Source organism: Qipengyuania sp. MTN3-11 (assembly GCF_042851825.1).
Lineage (GTDB): Bacteria > Pseudomonadota > Alphaproteobacteria > Sphingomonadales > Sphingomonadaceae > Qipengyuania.
The window spans coordinates 283,082-301,533 of the sequence record NZ_BTGM01000004.1; the positions used below are offsets into that span (position 1 = coordinate 283,082).

An 18,452-nucleotide genomic window follows, 5' to 3' on the forward strand; every position below is an offset into this window, starting at 1 on the left:
GATTTCCAAGCCTTTGGGGGCGGTTTCGGGTGGCAGGTTCGGGTGGCGCTCTAGGCCCCTAGCCGCACGGGTGCAAGGGGTGGGGACAGTGCAATCCGCGCGGTTTCCCGTGCTTCTATTTCATCTGTCCTGCGATCGCCTTGTCGGTCTTGCCACCATAGGGCGGCTTGAAGCCGGCGAGCTTGGCCAAGTCGATCTTCGGCTGGCTGTAGATGCTGCGGGCATGGCTGAATTCGCGGAAGCCCTCGACACCGTGATAGCTGCCCATCCCGCTCGGTCCGACCCCGCCAAAGGGCAGATCGTCCATCGAGACGTGGAAGATCACATCGTTGACGGTGACGCCCCCGGAGATGGTCTTGCGCAGAACCCTCTCCTCCTCGTTCGAATCCGAGCCGAAGTAATAGAGCCCCAGCGGCCGGTCGCGCTCGTTCACATAATCGATCGCCTCGTCGATATGGGAGTAGGTCTTGACCGGCAGCACCGGCCCGAAAATTTCCTCCTGCATCGCCTGCATGTCGTCGGTCACGTTCCTGAGGATCGTCAGCGGCATCTTGCGGGCGTTGGTGTTCGAGAAATCCTCGTTTCCGGGATTGACCTCGATCACCTCCGCGCCCTTGTCGCGGGCGTCCTCGACCATCGATTGCAGACGGTCGAAATGCCGGTCGGTGACGATGCTGGCGTAGTCGTCGTTCTCCAGGAGCGAAGGATACATGTCGGCCGTCCCCTGCCATACGCCGTGGACCGCCTCGTCGGCCTTGCTCTCGGGCACGTAGAGATAGTCGGGGGCGAGGCAGATCTGCCCCGCGTTCATCATCTTGCCCATCGCGATCCGCTCGCCCGCCTTGGCGAAATCGGCGCTCTCGCCCAGGAACACCGGCGACTTGCCGCCCAGTTCCAGCGTTACGGGGACGAGGTTCTTCGCCGCGGCTTCCATCACCTTGCGCCCGGTTCCGGTCGATCCGGTGAAGACGAGGTGGTCGAAGGGCAGTTCGGCAAAGGCTGCGGCGACGTCGGGACCGCCGGTGAACACGACGCATTCGTCGGGGGTGAAGTTGTCCGCAATCAGCCGCTCCATCAGGATACTGGTCTTCTCGGTGAATTCGCTCGGCTTGATCATGGCCCGGTTGCCCGCGGCAAAGACCTGCATCAGCGGGCCGAAGGTAAGGTTCACCGGAAAATTCCACGGCGAGAGGATGCCGATCACGCCCTTGGGCTCGTAGCGGACCTCGGCCTTCGCGCCCAGCAGACCGAGCGGAAACTGGACATGGCGTTTGTCCGCTCTCGCCCATCTGTCCATGTGTTTGAGACAATATTTGCCGAAGTTCACCGTCCCGACGATATCGGTCATCATCGATTGCTGCGGGCTGCGGTTGCCGAAATCCGCGCTCATCGCCCGGCACAGATCATCGGCGTGATCCTTGAGCAGCTTGATCGCGCGTTCGATGCGGTTCTTCCTCAGGCCCATCGGCTCGGGCCGCATCTGGTTGTGGGCGGCCCGCTGCTTGCGCAGCGCCGCTTCCATCTCGCTCGTCCGATCCTCGGCCATCCCTGCTCTCCATTTGCCTTCGCTGCGGCGCAACACTAAGTCGCATCGAGCAACCGATATTCCAGAACCGAAAGGCCAGCACAAGCATGACCCAGTTCAGCGCCTCCGATCCCGTCGTCATCCTGTCCTACGCGCGCACGCCGATGGGCGGCATGCAGGGCGCCCTCGCAGAGGTCTCCGCAACCGATCTCGGCGCGACTGCGGTGAAGGCGGCGGTCGAGCGCTCGGGCGTGTCTCCCGAGAGCTTCGACCGGACCTACATGGGGTGCGTGCTGCCGGCGGGGCTCGGCCAGGCACCGGCTCGGCAGGCCTCGATCAAGGCCGGGCTGCCGAAATCGGTTCAGGCGACCACGGTCAACAAGGTCTGCGGCAGCGGCATGCAGACGGTGATCATGGGGGCCGAGGCACTGGCCAGCGGGGCTGTGGACTATGTCGTTGCCGGCGGCATGGAGAGCATGACCAACGCGCCCTACCTGCTCAAGAAGCACCGCAGCGGCGCACGGATCGGGCACGACACCGCTTACGATCACATGTTCCTGGACGGGCTCGAGGATGCCTACGAGGAAGGCCGCGCCATGGGGACCTTTGCGCAGGAAACCGCCAACGACTATCAGATGACCCGCGAGGAGATGGACGCCTATTCCATCGAGAGCTTGCGCCGGGCCAATGCCGCGATCGAGAGCGGAGCCTTCGCCGACGAGGTCGTGCCGGTCAGCTTCTCGACACGCGCGGGCGAGCAGACCGTCGAGCACGACGAGCAACCGGGACGCGGCAAGCCCGACAAGATCCCGACCCTCAAGCCCGCCTTCGCCAAGGACGGCACGATCACTGCCGCGACTTCCTCGTCGATCTCCGATGGCGCGGCAGCCGTGGTGCTGACGCGCGAAAGTCTGGCCAAAGACGGCGGGCAGCAGCCCGTCGCGCGGATCGTCGCGATGGCGGCACACGCACAGGAACCGGCCAAGTTCACCATCGCTCCCATCGGCGCGATCGAGAAGGTGCTCGCCAAGGCCGGCTGGTCGGCCGACGATGTCGATCTTTGGGAGGTCAACGAAGCCTTCGCCTGCGTCGCCATGTTCGCGATGCGCGACATCGGCATCCCGCACGAGAAGATCAACGTCAACGGCGGCGGCACCGCGCTCGGCCATCCGATCGGCGCCAGCGGCACCCGCATAATCGTGACCCTGCTCAATGCGCTCAAGCGCCAGGGCAAGACACGCGGCGTCGCGAGCCTGTGCATCGGTGGCGGCGAGGCAACGGCGGTAGCGGTGGAGATGGTCTGATCAAGCAATCGCCATGTCCGATCAAAGGGATCTACCTGCCGTGAGAAGGGGTATGCGATGAAATCCGCTATCTTCGCGCTGGCGGCTTGCGCCGCGCTTATCGCATGCAACGATGCCGCAGAGGAAGCCGACGATCCTCTGGTAGCGGCAACCGCGCCCCCTGTCGGCACGGTCGAGACCTTGGCTGGCACTTATGAAGTGACCATGGCCAACGGCACGGTGGTGATGCAGACCCTGCGCTCCGACGGGACCTACAACGACATGGCCGATGGCGAAGTCATCGAGACCGGGACGTGGCGCACGGACGAGAAGCAATTGTGCTTCGATCCAGAAGGCGATGGGGAGGAACAATGCTTTGCGGGCGGTCCGGCCGGTCCCGACGGCAGCTTCCAGACCCACGACGGAGACGGCAATGTCCTCGCAAGTGTGCGGCGTGTCGGCGACGAGAATTTGGCGACCGAGCCGACCGCCTGACGTTGCCGAACTAGCTGCCGTCCGTGCCCCAGAGCCGGGCCTGGCTCACCCATCCGCGGCGCCCGTCGACATCGAGCTCGCACCACCCGCCGTCGCAGTCTCCGAGGCGGCCCACGACGCCGGGTTCGAGGCGCCAGCGTGGCGCCCCGGCCGAAGAAGGCGATCCTTGCATCGAGACGAGCCCTTCGCCCACGACCATTGCCGACCGATCCGGGCTGAGCAGTCGCGCCGCGACCCAGCCCTGATCGCCGGCGGGATCGCGAATCAGGCGCCACCCCTCGTGAACGCGAACAACCTGGACCGGCAATCCGGGACGGCGGTAGACCCAGCTGATCTTGTAATCCGCGCTCGGCCCGACCCGCATGTTGAGCTCGCTCGCGCGGATCGAGGCCCAATAGGGTACCTCGCGGTCCTGCGCCGATGCGGGACCGGCGCAGGCCATGGCCAGGATCAGGCCCAGGATGAGGGAAAAGCGGTGCATTTTCGGACATCGGCATAAGAGCCCGCGTTCGGGCCCGCAATCGCGATCTGCGCGATGTCCCCGGTGTCAGCCTCCCTCTGCGAACGGCCTTGACCGCAACGCGAGCCACGGCCTAGCGCTTCTCCAATGCCTGCCGAACCTATCCGTAAGCCTCTCGAGCGCAAGCCCCGCGTCGTCGTCACCCGGCACCTCATGCCCGAGGTGGAAACGCGCATGGAGGAGCTGTTCGACACCAGTCTCAACACGAACGATGTCCCCTTCACGCGCGAGCAGCTCGAAGCGGCGATCGCGAAGTGCGACGTGCTGGTGCCGACCGTGACCGATCGCATCGACGCGGATCTGCTCGCCGCTGCCGGGCCCGATCTCAGGCTCGTCGCCAATTTCGGCGCGGGAACCGATCATATCGACTTGGCCGCCGCACGCGAACGGGGCATCATCGTGACCAATACGCCGGGCGTGTTCACCGATGACACCGCCGATATCGCCATGGAGATGATCATCGGCATCCCGCGCCGGGTTCGCGAAGGCGTGGCGCTGGTCCGGCGCGGAGGCTGGACCGGCTGGACGCCAACCGCGCTGCTCGGCCGCAAGCTGGCGGGAAAGACGTTGGGGATCGTCGGCATGGGGCGGATCGGCCAGGCCGTCGCTCACCGCGCCCGGGCCTTCGGGCTGGAGATCGCCTACCATAATCGCAAACGGCTGCCGGAAGCGGTCGAGCGGATGTTCGCCGCGCGTCATGTCGAGACGCTGGCCGAACTGCTGGCGCAGTCGGATATCGTCACCCTGCACTGTCCCGCCAACCCGCAGAGCCGCCACATGATCGGCGAGGACCAGTTCGCGGGAATGAAGGACGGTGCCTGCCTGATCAACACGGCCCGCGGCGATCTCGTCGACCAGGAGGCCATGATCGCGGCCCTGCAATCGGGCAAGCTCGCGGGCGCCGGCCTCGATGTCTATCGAGACGAACCGGAAGTCGATCCGCGCCTGCTCGAGATTCCCAATGTGATGACCCTGCCGCATATCGGCAGCGCCACCCGCGAAGGGCGGGAGGATTCCGGGCACAGGGTCATCGCCGATATTCGCATGTGGGCAGACGGGCATCGGCCGCCCGATCAGGTGCTCCCCGGACTGGAATGACGGCTCTTGCCCGCACTGGCGCATGATGTAAGCGCGCGCCCATGGATGAATTCGCCTCGAAGATCGAAGCGCTAGAGCACCGCTGGATGCGCAGCTGGATGCACCGCGACCGCAACGCAATGAAGAGCTTGGCCGCGCGTAACTTCATCTTCCTGCTCGGTTCGACCAAGGCGGCGATCCTCGACCGCGCAAGCTGGCTCGAAGCCTCGACCACACGCTTCCGCTGTTCCGGTTATCGCTTCGACGAAGTCTACGTCCGCCGGCATGGCAGCGTCGCCGTCTTCGCAACGCAAATGGAACTGGAAGCGCGTGTTGGAGAGCGCGACTGGTCGGGCCCGACCTGGGTCATGGATTTGTGGCAGCGCGGAAGCGTAAGGCGCCGGTGGCGCATCGTCGAGCGCACCCTGTCGCGCCCGGACGGGGACGCAAGGGTGACGGATGCGGTCAAGTCGATGCAGCTCTGGCGATAGGACCGCCCCTACCCTCTCGATCCCGGCTCAATCGCCGGTCAGGATACGCTCGACCAGTTGCTTCACGCTCGGCGTGAAATTGTTCGAATAGAACGGGTCCTGCTTGAAACGGTATGCCGCATGTCCGGCGAAGGCGAGGTTCTCGTCCACCGGGCCGCCGTGGGCGATATCCTGAAGTGTCTTCTGGATGCAGAAACTGCGCGGATCGGCGAGACGGCCCGTGGTGTAGTCGCCATGATCCTTCCAGCTCGAGAACTGGCAATGGCTGAGGCAGCCCATGCAGTCCTTCTGGTCTGTGCGGATTTCGTCGCGCTTGTCGGGAGTGACATAGACGACGGTGTCGTCCGGCGTCTTCAACGCTTCGGTGTGCCCTTGCGCGAACCACGCCTGGGCGCGTTCGTAATCCTTCGGCGCGACCCAGAAGTTGCGGCCGCGCACGCCGACGTCGAGCTGGCGGGTATGCTCCCCCGCCTCGACCTTGCTGAAGGGTATCTGCCGCTCGCTGCGGTGGATAAGGTCCCACAGGAAAGGGTTTTTCACCGCGCTCGAGTAAAAGCCGGTCGGGCTGAATTTGTGGAGCAGGATGTCGCCCTCGTCGAGGGTGCGCAGCATCTCCTTCCATTCCTGCGGGATCGGGCTTTCTTCGGTCAGCAGCGGCCGGGTGCCGAACTGGAAGGCGATCTTGCCGAGCTCGGGATTGTCGATCCAGTTCTCCCACTCGCGCAGAAACCATACCCCGCCCGCCATGACGATCGCGGTATCTTCGGAAACGCCCTCGGCGCGCATGGTGTCGCGTAGGGCCTTCACGCGGGGATAGGGGTCCTCGGGCTTCTTGGGATCCTCGGCATTGGATAGACCGTTATGCCCGCCCGCGAGCCAGGGATCCTCGTAGACCACCGCGGCCATCAGTTCGGGCACCTTGGAATAGCTGCGCTTCCACAGTGCGCGAAATGCGCGCGCCGAGCTGATGATCGGCAGGTAGTGGACGCCGAAGCGCTGCGCGATCTCGGCGAGCTTGTAGGGCATCCCCGCCCCGCAGGTGACGCCGGTGATTTGCCCCTTGCAGTTCTCCAGCACGCCTTCGAGGACCTGCTGCGCGCCGCCCATTTCCCACAAGACGTTGATGTTGATCGCGCCCTTCCCGCACGACATCTCGTGCGCGCGGCGAACCTGTTCGGTGGCGCCGTCGATGGCATAGCGGATCAGCTGTTCGTGGCGCTCCTTGCGGGTGAGCTGGTCGTAGACCTGCGGCACGATCTTGCCTTCCGCATCGTAGCTGTCGGCATTGACCGCGCTTACCGTCCCGATCCCGCCGGCGGCCGCCCAGGCGCCGGAACTGGCGTGGTTAGTGGCCGAGACGCCTTTGCCGCCCTCGATCAGCGGCCAGACTTCCTTGCCGCCGTAATTGATGGGCTGGAGCCCCTTGAAAGCCATGGAATCTCTTTCTTTCGCGTCTTCTCGAGAGGCGGATCAGCCCTCTGCGGGCTTCGTACCGACCGCGTCTCCCCGACACGGAACGATGTCTTGCGGTTCCGGCCTCGTAGCGGCTCTTTCGAACTGTGCATAGTAGCCCGCCAGCTCAGGCGCATCCCTGAAGGCGACGAGCCGGTATCCCGACCGTTCGAATTCGCAGGATAGAAGCAGGGGAGCGATGCCGTGCTGGTCCGTCGGCCGGTCGACATCGACGACGATCACCTGGCCGCCCTCGCGCAATGCGGGCCACATGCGCCAGAGCAAGGCATAGGGTTCGGAAATCTCGTGGTACATGTGGACCATGAAGATTCGATCGAAGCTGTTTTCCGGCAGATGCGGATCGTCCGCTGCGCCAAGCGCGATCGAGACGTTGTCGAGCCGCTCGCGGACCACCCGTTCGCCGAGGCGGCTGAGCACCGCCCGGTCGATGTCCTGCGCCAGCACCCGCCCGCGCGGGCCGACCTTGTCCGCCAGGCGAATGGTGTAATAGCCCTCGCCAGCCCCGATGTCGGCTACCCGCATCTCCGGTTCGATCGCGGCGAGCTCCATCACCGTCTCGGCCTCGTTGCGGCTGTCGCGGGCGGTCTCGGTGGAGAACTGGTTGGCGCCGAGATCGGACACCGGTCGATCGGGCCGGGGAAACTCGAGCGCGCCTTGGCGCCGGTCGCTGGGCGCCCGTTCGCAAGCTCCCAGGGCGAGCAGCGCCGCCAGCGCCAGCCCAGCGCGGCGCGTCACTCGACGTCCTCCACCTCGACGGTCTCGCCGGTGACCCGCTGGGCAAGCGCCGCCGAGATGAAATCGTCGAGCGATCCGTCGAGGACATCGTCCGGCGTCGGGGAGGTGACGCCGGTGCGCAGGTCCTTGACCATCTGATAGGGCTGGAGGACGTAGCTTCTGATCTGGTGGCCCCAGCCGATTTCGGTCTTGCTGTCGTATTCGCTGCCCGCTGCCGCCTCGCGTGCGGCCATTTCGCGCTCGTAGAGCCGAGCCTTGAGCATGTTCATCGCCGTAGCGCGGTTCTTGTGCTGACTGCGGTCGTTCTGGCTGGCGACGACGATGCCGGTCGGCTGGTGGGTGATGCGGACTGCGGAATCCGTAGTATTGACATGCTGGCCGCCGGCGCCGCTGGCGCGGTAGGTGTCGATCTTGAGGTCGCTTTCGTTGATGTCGACTTCGAAATCGTCGTCGATCACCGGATAGACCCAGACGCTGGAAAAGGACGTGTGGCGGCGGGCCGAGCTGTCGTAGGGGCTGATGCGGACCAGGCGGTGGACCCCGCTCTCGGTCTTGGCATAGCCATAGGCGTTCTCGCCCTTGATCAGCAAAGTCGCCGACTTGATCCCCGCTTGATCGCCGGCTTGATACTCCACCGTCTCCACCTTGAACCCGCGCCGCTCGGCCCAGCGCGCGTACATCCGCAGCATCATCTCGGCCCAATCCTGGCTTTCGGTCCCGCCGGCCCCGGCGTGGATTTCCAGATAGGTATCGTTGCCGTCCGCCTCGCCGGACAGCAGCGCCTGGACCTTGTCGGCATCGGCGCGGGCCGCGAGTTTCTCGAGACTGGCAAGACCTTCGGCCGCAACCTCGTCGTCGCCCTCGGCCTCGCCCATCTCGACGAATTCGACCGCGTCGTCCTTCTCTCTCTCGATCTCGCGGACGGTCCTGATGGCGCTTTCGAGCCGCTTCTGCTCCTGCGTGATCGCCTGCGCCTGCTTGGGATCGTCCCACAGCTTGGGGTCCTGCACGCGGGCGTCGAGTTCCTCCAGCCGGCGCAAGGCGCGCTCCCAGTCGAGCGATTGCCGCACCAGCGCCAGAGCGGCGTCGATCCGGTCGATATGGGCCTGCCCTTCGGCACGCATGGGGTAATTCCTTCGAAACGCGGGATAGGCCGCCCGCTTAGCGGGCAGAGGACGATTGTAAAGCCGGGCTGAGGCCCGCGGCGGTCAGTAGATGCCGCCCTGCTCCTCGACGAAATCGGTCTGCGCCTCGATCTGCGGCTGTCGCGGGCCGGCAGCCCGGGCAAGCCGCGCCCGGCGCAGGAGATCAAGGATCTCCTCGCGCTTCGCGGCGATCTCGTCTTGCCGTGTCGCCCGCGGAGGTTCGGTGTCGGGCTTGAAGGCCTCCCAGATGATCGCAGCCTGCGGTTCGTCGGAAGGCGTCCCGTCGAACACCCGCTTGCCGCTGCGCCTGTCGATCTTTACCATGCGAACACCGGGCGGGGCAACGAAGGTTTCCCCCTTGCTCCAGTGATCGGGCGTGCGCTCGACGAAAGTCTTGAAGATCGGCGCGGCGGTGTTGCCGCCCTGAACCCAGCCGCCGAGATTGCGGGGCTGGTCGAAGCCGACGTACATCCCCGCGACGATCTCCGGCGAACCGCCGACGAACCAGGCGTTGGTCGGACCGGTGGTGGTCCCGGTCTTGCCGAACAAGGGCAGATTCAGGCTCCGCAACCGCACCGCCGTGCCGCGCGTGACCACGCCTTCGAGCATGTGGACGACCTGGAAGGCGGTCCGCGGGTCCATCACCTGCCGACCGCTGACGCCGAAGCGCGGCATCGGCTGGCCGTCCCATTCGGCCATGTTGCAACCGGTGCATTCGCGCCGGTCGGCGCGCCAAATCACCTTGCCGCGCCGATCCTGGACATAATCGATAACGGTGCCCTGTCCATGCTGGCGGCCCCAGTTGGCGAGCGCGGAATAGGCGTTGACCATCCTGCGCACGGTGGTGTCGCCGGCGCCCAGAGCATTCGCGTAATAGGGCTCGTAATCGCCGATGCCCACGCGCTTGAACGTTCCGACGACGTTGTTCATCCCGGCATCGTCGGCGATGTGCACGGTCATGAGGTTGCGGCTCTGCTCGAGCCCCCAGCGCATGGTGTGGACGCCTCCGCCGCCACCGCCGAAATTGCGGAAGCACTTGTCCCCCAGATTGGCCCCCTGCCACACGCAGAAGGTCTGATCGGGCACCGCGCTCGCCGGGGTCAGCCCCTGGTCGAGACCGGTGGCGTAGACGAAGGGCTTGATGGTCGAACCCGGCTGCCGGTCGGCCTGGGTCGCGCGGTTGAAATCGCCCAATCGGCTGTCGAACCCACCCTGCATCGCGAGGATGCGGCCGGTCTGGGGGTTCTGGGCGAGGAAGCCGCCGGATACCTCGGGCACCGTGCGCAGGCGGTAGCCGCTCCCGGAAGGCTGTGCCGCCACGACGTCACCGACCTTCAGTGCGTCAGGAAAGCCCGAGAGCGGAGCGGTTTGGCCATCGCTGAAGCCGATCGTCGCGGTCGATCCGCTGCGCTCGGTGACCACGCCGATCCGCCAGTCCTCGTAGCGGATCCCGAGATAGGACGAGGCGAGCTGGCTGGTGAGATCGCCATTGTCCGGATCGAGCGTCGCCACCGGCCCGGTCCAGCCGCGGTTGCCGTGATAGGCGAGGAGCCCGCGCCGCAGGGCGACCCGCGCCGCATCCTGCAATTCGGTATCCAGCGAGGTCCGGACCCAAAGGCCGCCGGCATAGACGCTGTTGCTGCCATCTTCCGCCGTCTCGCCGAAATCCTCGATCAGCTCGCGACGCACCTCCTCGAGGAAGTATCCCGCGTCGGCCGAACGTTCGGTCCGCTGATCGACGAGCCCGAGCGGGCGGGCCTTGGCCGCCGCGGCCTCCTGCGCGGAAACGAAATCGTTCTCGGCCATCTGGTCGAGCACGAAATTGCGCCGGCTGATGGCGAGCTGCTCGTGGCGCGCACGGCCGTAACGTTCCGGCGCCTTGGGGAGGATCGCGAGGAACGCCATTTCGTGAAGGTCGAGATCGCCGACATCCTTGTCGAAATAGGCGCGCGCCGCCGCCTGCACGCCGAAGCTGCGGCGGCCCAGCGGGATCTCGTTGAGGTAGAGGGTGAGGATTTCCGGCTTGGACAACACGCCCTCGATCCGGCGTGCCAGCACCATTTCCTTGAGCTTGCGGGTAACCGAATATTCGTCGCCGAGCAGCAGGTTCTTGGCCACCTGCTGGGTGATCGTGGAACCGCCGACCGCACGTTCGCCGGAGCCCATCTTGGATGCGTAGTCCACGACGGCGTTCATCGTCCCGGTAAGGTCGACGCCGCCGTGGCTGAAGAAGGTCTTATCCTCTGCCGCGAGAAAGGATTCGATCAATTGCTGGGGAAAGTCGGCATATTGCAACTGCACCCGCCGCTCGCGGGCATAGGAATGGACGATCTCGCCGTCGATCCCGCGCACGACCGTGGGCAACGGGGTCTCGTAATCGAGCATGGTTTCGGCGTCGGGCAATCCGCGCACGAGCAGGGTCCAGGCGAATGCGAGGATCGTCAGGACCACGCCTAGCCCGATCGCGGCGTAACGGAAGCGTGGGCTCTGGCGCCAGTTCTCGCCGAACCACGCAAGCGCGCGGCGCGGATCGTCGCGCAGGCGGTGGCGAATATATTCGAGGCGCGGCTGCTCGGTCATCTTTTCCTGGGCATCATGGGTGATGGGTTGCGAAGCGCGCCTCTAGCATGGCGGTTCTGTATCTTGCCAGAACGAAGCGCGCATCACTCCCCCGCGCCGGCAGTGAGCTCTCCGGAGCGGGCGAAATAGATGCGGATCGCCCGGGCCATGACCTCGGCGAAGCGCTGGCGGCCTTCCGCCGATGACAACCGCTGGGCCTCGCGCTCGTTGGTGATGAAACCGCTCTCGAACAGGACCGAGGGGACGTCGGGCGCGCGCAGCACCTTGAGCGCGGCGGCGCGGCGGGCCTGCGGATGGAAGCGCAGACTGCCCTCCCCCTCGCGCTCGATCAGCCGGGCGAAGGCATCCGACTGCCCTTGGGTGCGACGCTGCGAAAGTTCGACCAGGATGGCGCTCACGCTGTCGCTCTGCCCACTGAGGTCCTGTCCGTTGATGCGGTCGGAGGCGTTCTCGCGCTCGGCGAAGCGGCGGGCGGCCTCGCTCGATGCCTGGTTGGACAGGGTATAGATGCTGGCTCCGGCGACCTCGCTCGATTCCCCGGCGGAATCGGCGTGGATCGACAGGAACAGGTCGGCGTCGAGCCGCCGGGCGATCTCGAAGCGTTCCTCGAGCAGGAGGTAACGGTCGTCCTCGCGGGTCAGCGCCACCCGCAGGCCGCCTTGCTCGATCAGTTCGTCGCGCAGCGCCCGTGCGAGTTCGAGCACCAGGGTCTTTTCCTGGAGTCCCTGCCCGCTCGCACCCGGATCGTGCCCGCCATGTCCGGGATCGATGACGACCAGCGGCCGCCTGTCGTCTCCGGTCCCAGCGACTGCGGGCAGATCCACTGCGGTCGCCTCGGGCAACTCCGTCCGCAACACATAGTCGCGGCCGAAGGACGGCGCAGGTATCCGCCAGTCGAGCATGCTCAGAACTGCGCCGGCCAGCACCAGTGCCGCCACCGCGATCGCCGCCGCGGCCGTGATCCTGTGGGGAGGGGCCATGCGCAATTGGTTAATGCCCACGGGCGCGTTCGCGCAATATGGTTGCCGCGAGATACCCACGGTGCTAGCGCTCGGCGCGACGAGAGGTTCTGGCCGTCCGGCCCGGCTTCTCGCCCATGGGCATGGCGATCCGCCGGCCTTTCGAAGACAGGTTGAAGCAGGACATGAACCGTCCCTCCCCGCAAATTTCCGAGCGAGCGCAGGCTGGCAGCGGCAAACTTGCGGCTTGGGCAGTCTGCGATACGGCAGGCGGGTTCGGTCCGGCAGACACGACATTCCGGTGGGGCGGCACCGTCCGCTCCGTCCGGTATCCCACGATCGCCAGGCCGTCGGCCGGCGGTTTTCACTACATGACGCGCGAAACGACGGCCGGGCATGCCCCGGCCCCACGCGCACGGAGATTCATACATGGCAACGCGCATGCTCATCGATGCGCGCCACTCGGAAGAGACCCGGGTGGCGGTGCTCAAAGGCAACCGGATTGAGGAATTCGATTTCGAATCTGCCGACAAGAAGCAGATAAAGGGCAACATCTATCTGGCGAAGGTGACGCGGGTCGAACCCTCGCTGCAAGCCGCCTTCGTGGATTTCGGCGGCAATCGCCACGGCTTCCTCGCCTTCAACGAAATCCATCCCGACTACTACCAGATCCCCAAGGAGGATCGCGAGGCCTTGCTCGCCGCCGAGGCAGAGGCGGCCGAGGAAGAGGCGCGGCTGCGCGACGACGAGGAAGAGCGCGGCGAGATGCCGGGCGAGGAGTACGATGCCGAGGACGAAAGCTCCGAGGCGCTGGCCGAAGATCTGGCCGAAGACGGTCTGGAAGAGGTCGATACCTCCGACAAGGACGATGTCTCGACCATCGAGGAAGGCCGGTTCGACGACGAGGACGACGATTCGGACGACGAGGACGACGACGACGACAACGGCGGCAACCGGTCTCGTGGCCGGCGCGGCAGAGGTCGCCGCCAGGGCAAGCCGGGCGGTCGCGCCCGCGCCAAGGAAGTCGACGATGCCCGCGCCCGCCGCATGGCGCTGCGCCGCAAGTACAAGATCCAGGACGTCATCCAGCGCCGCCAGGTGCTGCTGGTCCAGGTCGTCAAGGAAGAGCGCGGCAACAAGGGCGCGGCGCTGACCACCTATCTCAGCCTCGCCGGGCGCTACACCGTGCTGATGCCCAACAGCAGCCACGGCGGCGGGATCAGCCGCAAGATAAGCTCCGCGAGCGATCGCAAGCGGCTGAAATCGATCGTCGGCGATCTTAGCCTGCCCAAATCGATGGGCCTCATCGTGCGCACCGCCGGCCTCAGCCGGACAAAGACCGAGATCAAGCGCGATTTCGACTATCTGGCGCGGCTGTGGGACGAGATCCGCGAGAAGACTCTCGCTTCCTCCGCGCCCACGCTGATCCATTCCGACAGCGACCTGATCAAGCGCGCCATCCGCGATATCTACAACAAGGAGATCGAGGAGGTCGTGGTCGAAGGCGAGGAGGGCTACAAGTCCGCCAAGGCCTTCATGAAGATGCTGATGCCCAGCCATGCGCGGCGCGTGAAGCAATATGCCGACCCGGTGCCGCTGTTCCAGCGCTACGGAGCGGAAGACCAGCTCAAGGCCATGTACGATCCGATGGTCCAGCTGAAGTCCGGAGGGTATCTGATCATCAACCCGACCGAGGCGCTGGTCTCGATCGACATCAACTCGGGCCGCTCGACCAAGGAACACGGGATCGAGCAGACCGCGCTCCACACCAATCTCGAGGCGGCGAAGGAAATCGCCCGCCAGCTGCGCCTGCGCGACATGGCCGGGCTGGTGGTGATCGACTTCATCGACATGGAGCGGCACGGCAACACCCGCAAGGTTGAGCGCGCGATGAAGGACGCGCTCAAGAACGACCGCGCGCGCATCCAGGTCGGCCGCATTTCCAGTTTCGGCCTGATGGAGATGAGCCGCCAGCGTCTGCGCACCGGCGTGCTCGAAGCGACCACACGCGAATGCCCGCATTGCGACGGCACGGGGCTGGTGCGCACCGCGTCGAGCGCGGGGCTCTCCGCGCTGCGGCTGATCGAGGACGAGGCCGCCAAGGGTCGTGGTTCGATCATCACGCTGGCGGCCAGCACCGAAGCGGCTGTCTATCTGCTCAACCAGAAACGCTCCGAACTGATGGAGATCGAGAAGCTCTACGGGGTCACCGTGGAAGTCGTCCCCGAGGGCGAGGACGAAGGCGCCAAGATGAGCGTCTCCAGCTCGGGACCGCGTCCGCAGAACACGCCGAAGTTCGAGACCCTCGCCGCGCTCGAAGAGGACGACGACGAGGAGGACGAGGATTTCTCGTCCGACGACGACGAAGAGGACGAGCGGGACAGCGACGGCGATGGAGATCGCGGCGGGCGCAAGCGCAAGCGTCGTCGGCGCGGTGGTCGGGGTCGCACCAAGCAGCGCGACGACGAACAGGATTCCGATCAGTCCGATGACGAGGACGAGGACGCTTCTTCTTCGGACGGGACCGACGGGGACAGTGCCGCCGAAGGCGAGGAAAGGCCCAAGAAGCGCCGCCGTCGCGGCGGTCGGGGCCGCCGCGGTGGACGCGGACGCGATCGCAAGGACGTGACCGCAGACGACGCCGAGAAGCTCGAAGAAGTCTCCGAACACGTGGTCGAGGACATGGCCGTGGTGGCGGGTCCGGACGATACCGCCGAATCGGCGGAGGCCGAGGCCGACAGCGACAAGGCTGCCAAGCCCAAGCGGACCCGGCGCAAGAAGGCGGACACGGCTCCACCGGCGGAAGCTGATGCGGAGGCCAAGGCCGACGAAAAGCCCAAGCGCACCCGGCGCAAAAAAGCGGAACCCGAGGCCGAGGCCGCGAGCGAGGATGCCCCGGCCAAACCCGCGCCAAAGCCGCGTTCGCGCAAGAAGGCCGAGCCTGCAGAACAGGACAGCGCAAAAGAGGAGACGCCCGCGCCCAAGAAGCCGGCCGCAAGGGCGAAAACCGCTTCCCGCAAGAAAGCTGAACCGGCTTCCGAAACGGAAGGCGATACCGAAGCAGCCGCGACAGGTGCCGGGACCATAGAAGATGCCAAGCCGCGCCGCGGCTGGTGGCAGCGCACCTTCGGCGAGTGATCAGGCGGGCGTGGTCAGGCGCCGCGGCGCCGGGCCACGCCCCATTCCATCCACCCCATCGGCCGCGGCGCACGGTCCAGATACGCCCGGCCCATCGGCTCGACCTCGAAGCCGTTGGCGCGGAGACTCGCGCCAATCGGACGGGTGAGGTGGCATCCGCCAGCGATCTGTTTCCAGACCGGTTCGATGCGGTGCTGCCATCGGACCACCTGCTTGTCAGGTGCGCGTCCGTGTTCGAGGAATAGCAGCTTCCCGCCCGGCTTGAGGATACGCCGCAATTCGCGCAGAACCTGGCGCGGGTTTTCCACCGAACAAAGCGTGTAGGTGCACACGACCGTGTCGAAACTGCGCTCGGGGAAGGGAATGTCCTCCCCATGTCCCTGACGGAGGTCGCAATCCCATCCGCGCTCGCGGGCACGGGCACGGGTGCCGTCGAGCAATTTCGCATGCGGATCGATGCCCGCGAAGGAGACGACCCGGCTCGTGTCGTAGAAAGCCTGGTTGAGCCCACCGCCGCAGCCGATCTCGAACACGCTGCCTTCGGCGAGCGGAACGATCTGGCGGCGACGTTCCGCGATCCCGTCGTGGCTGCAGGCGAAGGTGATCAGTCGCGGCATCACATGCGCATCGTATAGGCTCTTCAGGCTCACCCTTGCCTCCCCTGCGGCCGTTTTCGCCGCTTCCACGCCATTGCTATAGCGGAGCGATTCCAGCGCAAGCCCTTTCGCTCCCGCACAAGACCGTTGGCGGATCGCACTCATCCGTTATAGACGCCGCGCTTCACCCTTAGTCTGGAGAACGCCCCGTCATGCCCGAGACCATCGCTCCGCTGCGAATTCCCGCCGAAGCGAAGGAGCGCATCCGCATCCTGTTCATGGCCAAGCATGCGCTGTGGGGCGGTGGGATGCATCCGGAAGACGGCAATCACGCGATCTATCATCACGAGGTCCGCACCACGCTGGAGAACCTCGGCCTCAATCTCAAATTCGCCAACAGCTACGATGTGCTGTTCAGCGATCCGCAGGCCGATTTCGTCTTCCCGCTTCTCAACCGCGGGGGATTCGTGAATTCGGAGATGGTGATCCCGACGCTGTGCAACATGTGGCGGGTTCCCTACGTCGGGGCGATGCCGTTCCTGCGTGGGCTCGGCGACGACAAGTCGGTGTCCAAGCTGGTGGCGCAGCACGCCGGTGTCCCGACCGCGCCCTGGTTCTGTTATCGCCGGGGTGCGCCGGTGACGGAAGCCGACTTGCCGCCCTCGAAGGACGGCCGCTGGGTGATCAAGCCCAACGCCTCCTCGGCCAGCTGGGGCATATCCGACGCGCACGATTTCGCCGGTGTCGCCAACGCCGTGGCCGACATCCACGGCCAGGGGCACGACGCCATCGTCGAACCCTATCTCGACGGCTACGACGTCCAGGTCGCCTTCATCACGATCGACGGCAAGCCGGTTCAGCTCCCGATGCTGTGGTACCAGCGCGAGGACACACAGCGGCTGTGGACCTATTACGAGAAGCGCGACCTGATCCAGAACACCGAGAAGAGCGCGCTCAAGCGCTTTGACGATCCCGAATTCGAACCGCGCATGGCCGATCTCGCCGCCAGGGTGGCGCGCGAGTTCCATCCCTTCGACTACGGCCGGATCGAATTCCGCTTCGATCCCAAGACCGGTGATATCAATTTTATCGAGATCAATCTCAACTGCAATCTGTGGTCGGAAAAGGTCATGGCCAAGGCGGCGGCGCAGGCGGGCTTCAGCCACGCCGATTTGCTCGAAACGATCCTTGCCGAAGCCTTCCGCCGCAATGCCCTGATCGCAGAGACCGCCTGACAAGCCCCTCCATGGCCCGGCTCTACGATCTGCTGCGGCTGAATTTCGCCATCTATCCCGGCGTGATCGATTATCGAGCGGCCGACTTCCTCCATCCGCTCTACGAAGCCCGCAAGCGTCGCCAGGGCCCCATCCGGCTCGCGGTCAACGTGCTGGTCGCCGGGTTCTGGTGGTTCTGGGTCCCCGTGCGCGCGCCAAATATCGCCCGGCGGTGGAACAAGGACCGGCGATGGGTTGCCGAGGCGACGAGGCTGGCGCGCGAATGGTTCTACGATCCCAACGATCTGGCGATGTGGTCCATCGTCGAGAACGGGGGGCTCAGGACCCATCAGCGCCGCTTCGAGCAGTCGGCCGTCATCCGGGCGATGGAAAGCGCAGAGACCGACCATTCCGCCGAGATGATCGACAAAATCCGTTTCCAGCAACGCTGCGAGGCGTTGGAATTGCCCATTCCCCGTCACGCTGCGACACTGCGCGACGGAGCGGTGGAATGGCATGATCGCTCCATACGGCACTGCCTCGGCAAACCGGTACGGGGGTCCGGCGGTTACGGTATCGAAGTGTTCGAAGCATCGCGATTGCGCGACGGGGATGTGCCCGAGTCACTGCGGCAAGGCGAGATCCTGGTGCAGGAGCGGCTCCGCCCCCATGCCGAACTGAGACCCATCACGTTCGGCGTGCTTGCGACCGCGCGGATCGTCACCCTGCTGGATGAAGCGCTTTCGCCGGAAATCGTCTGGGCCGGTCTGCGATTCGCCGGACGCCCCGAGGCGATCGTCGACAATGGCCATCAGGGCGGGTTCGGTGCCCTCATCGATATCTCCAGCGGGGAGATGGGCATGGGAATGGTCATTCACGATCCCCCCGAGTTTGCACGCCACCCCGTCAGCGGCGCCCCGATCCTGGGTCGGATTCCCCCCGACTGGCCGGAGACCCGCGAGCTGGTCCTCAAGGCGCATCGCCAGCTGGCACCGCGGCAGGTCATCGTCGGCTGGGACATCGGCCTGTCGGATCACGGTCCGGTTTTGATCGAGGCCAATCAGCGCCCGGCGGTCCGAATGACCCAGCGCCTGTCAGGCAAGGGCATCGGTGCGACGCGCTATGGCGAGCTGGTCGAATTCCACCTGCGCCGCACTGCCGACAGGATGGAAAATCGTCGCCTGCTGACCGCGGGTTAGCGCGCCCCTCCCCTTGCGCCCG

At 65.6% G+C, this 18,452-nt stretch carries 15 protein-coding genes; 7 read left to right on the plus strand and 8 right to left on the minus strand.

The features are described 5' to 3' along the window. Window positions 1-115 precede the first annotated feature (115 nt). Entirely contained in the window at window positions 116-1,582 is a 1,467-nt protein-coding gene (locus ACGHN1_RS14200; protein WP_390551518.1) for a coniferyl aldehyde dehydrogenase, read from the minus strand. A 50-nt stretch (window positions 1,583-1,632) separates the two neighbouring features. Between ACGHN1_RS14200 and ACGHN1_RS14205 the strand changes: the two genes are divergently transcribed. Beyond that, window positions 1,633-2,829 carry a thiolase family protein gene (locus ACGHN1_RS14205; RefSeq protein ID WP_390551519.1) on the plus strand — a complete coding sequence of 399 codons (1,197 nt, stop codon included), beginning with the start codon at window positions 1,633-1,635 and terminating at the stop codon, window positions 2,827-2,829. A 57-nt stretch (window positions 2,830-2,886) separates the two neighbouring features. After that, the gene (locus tag ACGHN1_RS14210) at window positions 2,887-3,303 is read left to right on the plus strand and encodes a hypothetical protein (RefSeq protein ID WP_390551520.1); all 417 of its coding nucleotides are present in this window, start codon (window positions 2,887-2,889) and stop codon (window positions 3,301-3,303) included. Between the two features lie 10 nt (window positions 3,304-3,313). Here the strand turns inward: ACGHN1_RS14210 and ACGHN1_RS14215 are convergent, their stop codons facing one another. Next, the gene (locus tag ACGHN1_RS14215; RefSeq protein ID WP_390551521.1) at window positions 3,314-3,784 is read right to left on the minus strand and encodes an SH3 domain-containing protein; all 471 of its coding nucleotides are present in this window, start codon (window positions 3,782-3,784) and stop codon (window positions 3,314-3,316) included. Window positions 3,785-3,910: 126 nt separating this feature from the next. Between ACGHN1_RS14215 and ACGHN1_RS14220 the strand changes: the two genes are divergently transcribed. Both ACGHN1_RS14220 and ACGHN1_RS14225 read left to right on the plus strand, forming a co-directional pair. After that, complete coding sequence (locus ACGHN1_RS14220) at window positions 3,911-4,921, plus strand: 2-hydroxyacid dehydrogenase (RefSeq protein WP_390551522.1); 1,011 nt, start codon at window positions 3,911-3,913, stop codon at window positions 4,919-4,921. A 41-nt stretch (window positions 4,922-4,962) separates the two neighbouring features. Next, window positions 4,963-5,391: a nuclear transport factor 2 family protein gene (locus ACGHN1_RS14225; protein WP_390551523.1), complete on the plus strand. Its 429-nt coding sequence runs from the start codon at window positions 4,963-4,965 to the stop codon at window positions 5,389-5,391. Between the two features lie 27 nt (window positions 5,392-5,418). On the opposite strand, the gene ACGHN1_RS14230 is transcribed toward ACGHN1_RS14225, so the two are convergent. The 5 genes from ACGHN1_RS14230 to ACGHN1_RS14250 form a co-directional block, all read right to left on the minus strand. Next, window positions 5,419-6,825 carry an NAD(P)H-dependent flavin oxidoreductase gene (locus tag ACGHN1_RS14230; RefSeq protein WP_390551524.1) on the minus strand — a complete coding sequence of 469 codons (1,407 nt, stop codon included), beginning with the start codon at window positions 6,823-6,825 and terminating at the stop codon, window positions 5,419-5,421. Between the two features lie 36 nt (window positions 6,826-6,861). Beyond that, a complete protein-coding gene (locus ACGHN1_RS14235) occupies window positions 6,862-7,599 on the minus strand; it encodes a class I SAM-dependent methyltransferase (protein WP_390551525.1) in 738 nt (245 codons plus the stop codon). Continuing rightward, window positions 7,596-8,723 (minus strand): peptide chain release factor 2, encoded by a 1,128-nt coding sequence (gene prfB, locus ACGHN1_RS14240; RefSeq protein ID WP_390551526.1) that lies wholly within the window; start codon window positions 8,721-8,723, stop codon window positions 7,596-7,598. Before prfB ends, ACGHN1_RS14235 begins: the two co-directional genes overlap by 4 nt. 84 nt (window positions 8,724-8,807) lie before the next feature. Continuing rightward, the gene (locus ACGHN1_RS14245) at window positions 8,808-11,324 is read right to left on the minus strand and encodes a penicillin-binding protein 1A (RefSeq protein WP_390551527.1); all 2,517 of its coding nucleotides are present in this window, start codon (window positions 11,322-11,324) and stop codon (window positions 8,808-8,810) included. Window positions 11,325-11,407: 83 nt separating this feature from the next. After that, window positions 11,408-12,304: an N-acetylmuramoyl-L-alanine amidase gene (locus ACGHN1_RS14250; RefSeq protein WP_390551528.1), complete on the minus strand. Its 897-nt coding sequence runs from the start codon at window positions 12,302-12,304 to the stop codon at window positions 11,408-11,410. Between the two features lie 408 nt (window positions 12,305-12,712). Here ACGHN1_RS14250 and ACGHN1_RS14255 point away from each other — a divergent pair, with 408 nt between their 5' ends. Then, window positions 12,713-15,421: an Rne/Rng family ribonuclease gene (locus tag ACGHN1_RS14255; RefSeq protein ID WP_390551529.1), complete on the plus strand. Its 2,709-nt coding sequence runs from the start codon at window positions 12,713-12,715 to the stop codon at window positions 15,419-15,421. A gap of 14 nt (window positions 15,422-15,435) precedes the next feature. Here the strand turns inward: ACGHN1_RS14255 and ACGHN1_RS14260 are convergent, their stop codons facing one another. Beyond that, window positions 15,436-16,071 carry a class I SAM-dependent methyltransferase gene (locus tag ACGHN1_RS14260; protein WP_390551530.1) on the minus strand — a complete coding sequence of 212 codons (636 nt, stop codon included), beginning with the start codon at window positions 16,069-16,071 and terminating at the stop codon, window positions 15,436-15,438. Window positions 16,072-16,229: 158 nt separating this feature from the next. Here ACGHN1_RS14260 and ACGHN1_RS14265 point away from each other — a divergent pair, with 158 nt between their 5' ends. Together ACGHN1_RS14265 and ACGHN1_RS14270 are read left to right on the plus strand one after the other, a co-directional pair. Further along, window positions 16,230-17,252 carry a phosphoribosylglycinamide synthetase gene (locus ACGHN1_RS14265; protein ID WP_390551531.1) on the plus strand — a complete coding sequence of 341 codons (1,023 nt, stop codon included), beginning with the start codon at window positions 16,230-16,232 and terminating at the stop codon, window positions 17,250-17,252. An 11-nt stretch (window positions 17,253-17,263) separates the two neighbouring features. Then, window positions 17,264-18,430 carry a sugar-transfer associated ATP-grasp domain-containing protein gene (locus tag ACGHN1_RS14270; RefSeq protein WP_390551532.1) on the plus strand — a complete coding sequence of 389 codons (1,167 nt, stop codon included), beginning with the start codon at window positions 17,264-17,266 and terminating at the stop codon, window positions 18,428-18,430. Window positions 18,431-18,452 lie beyond the last annotated feature (22 nt).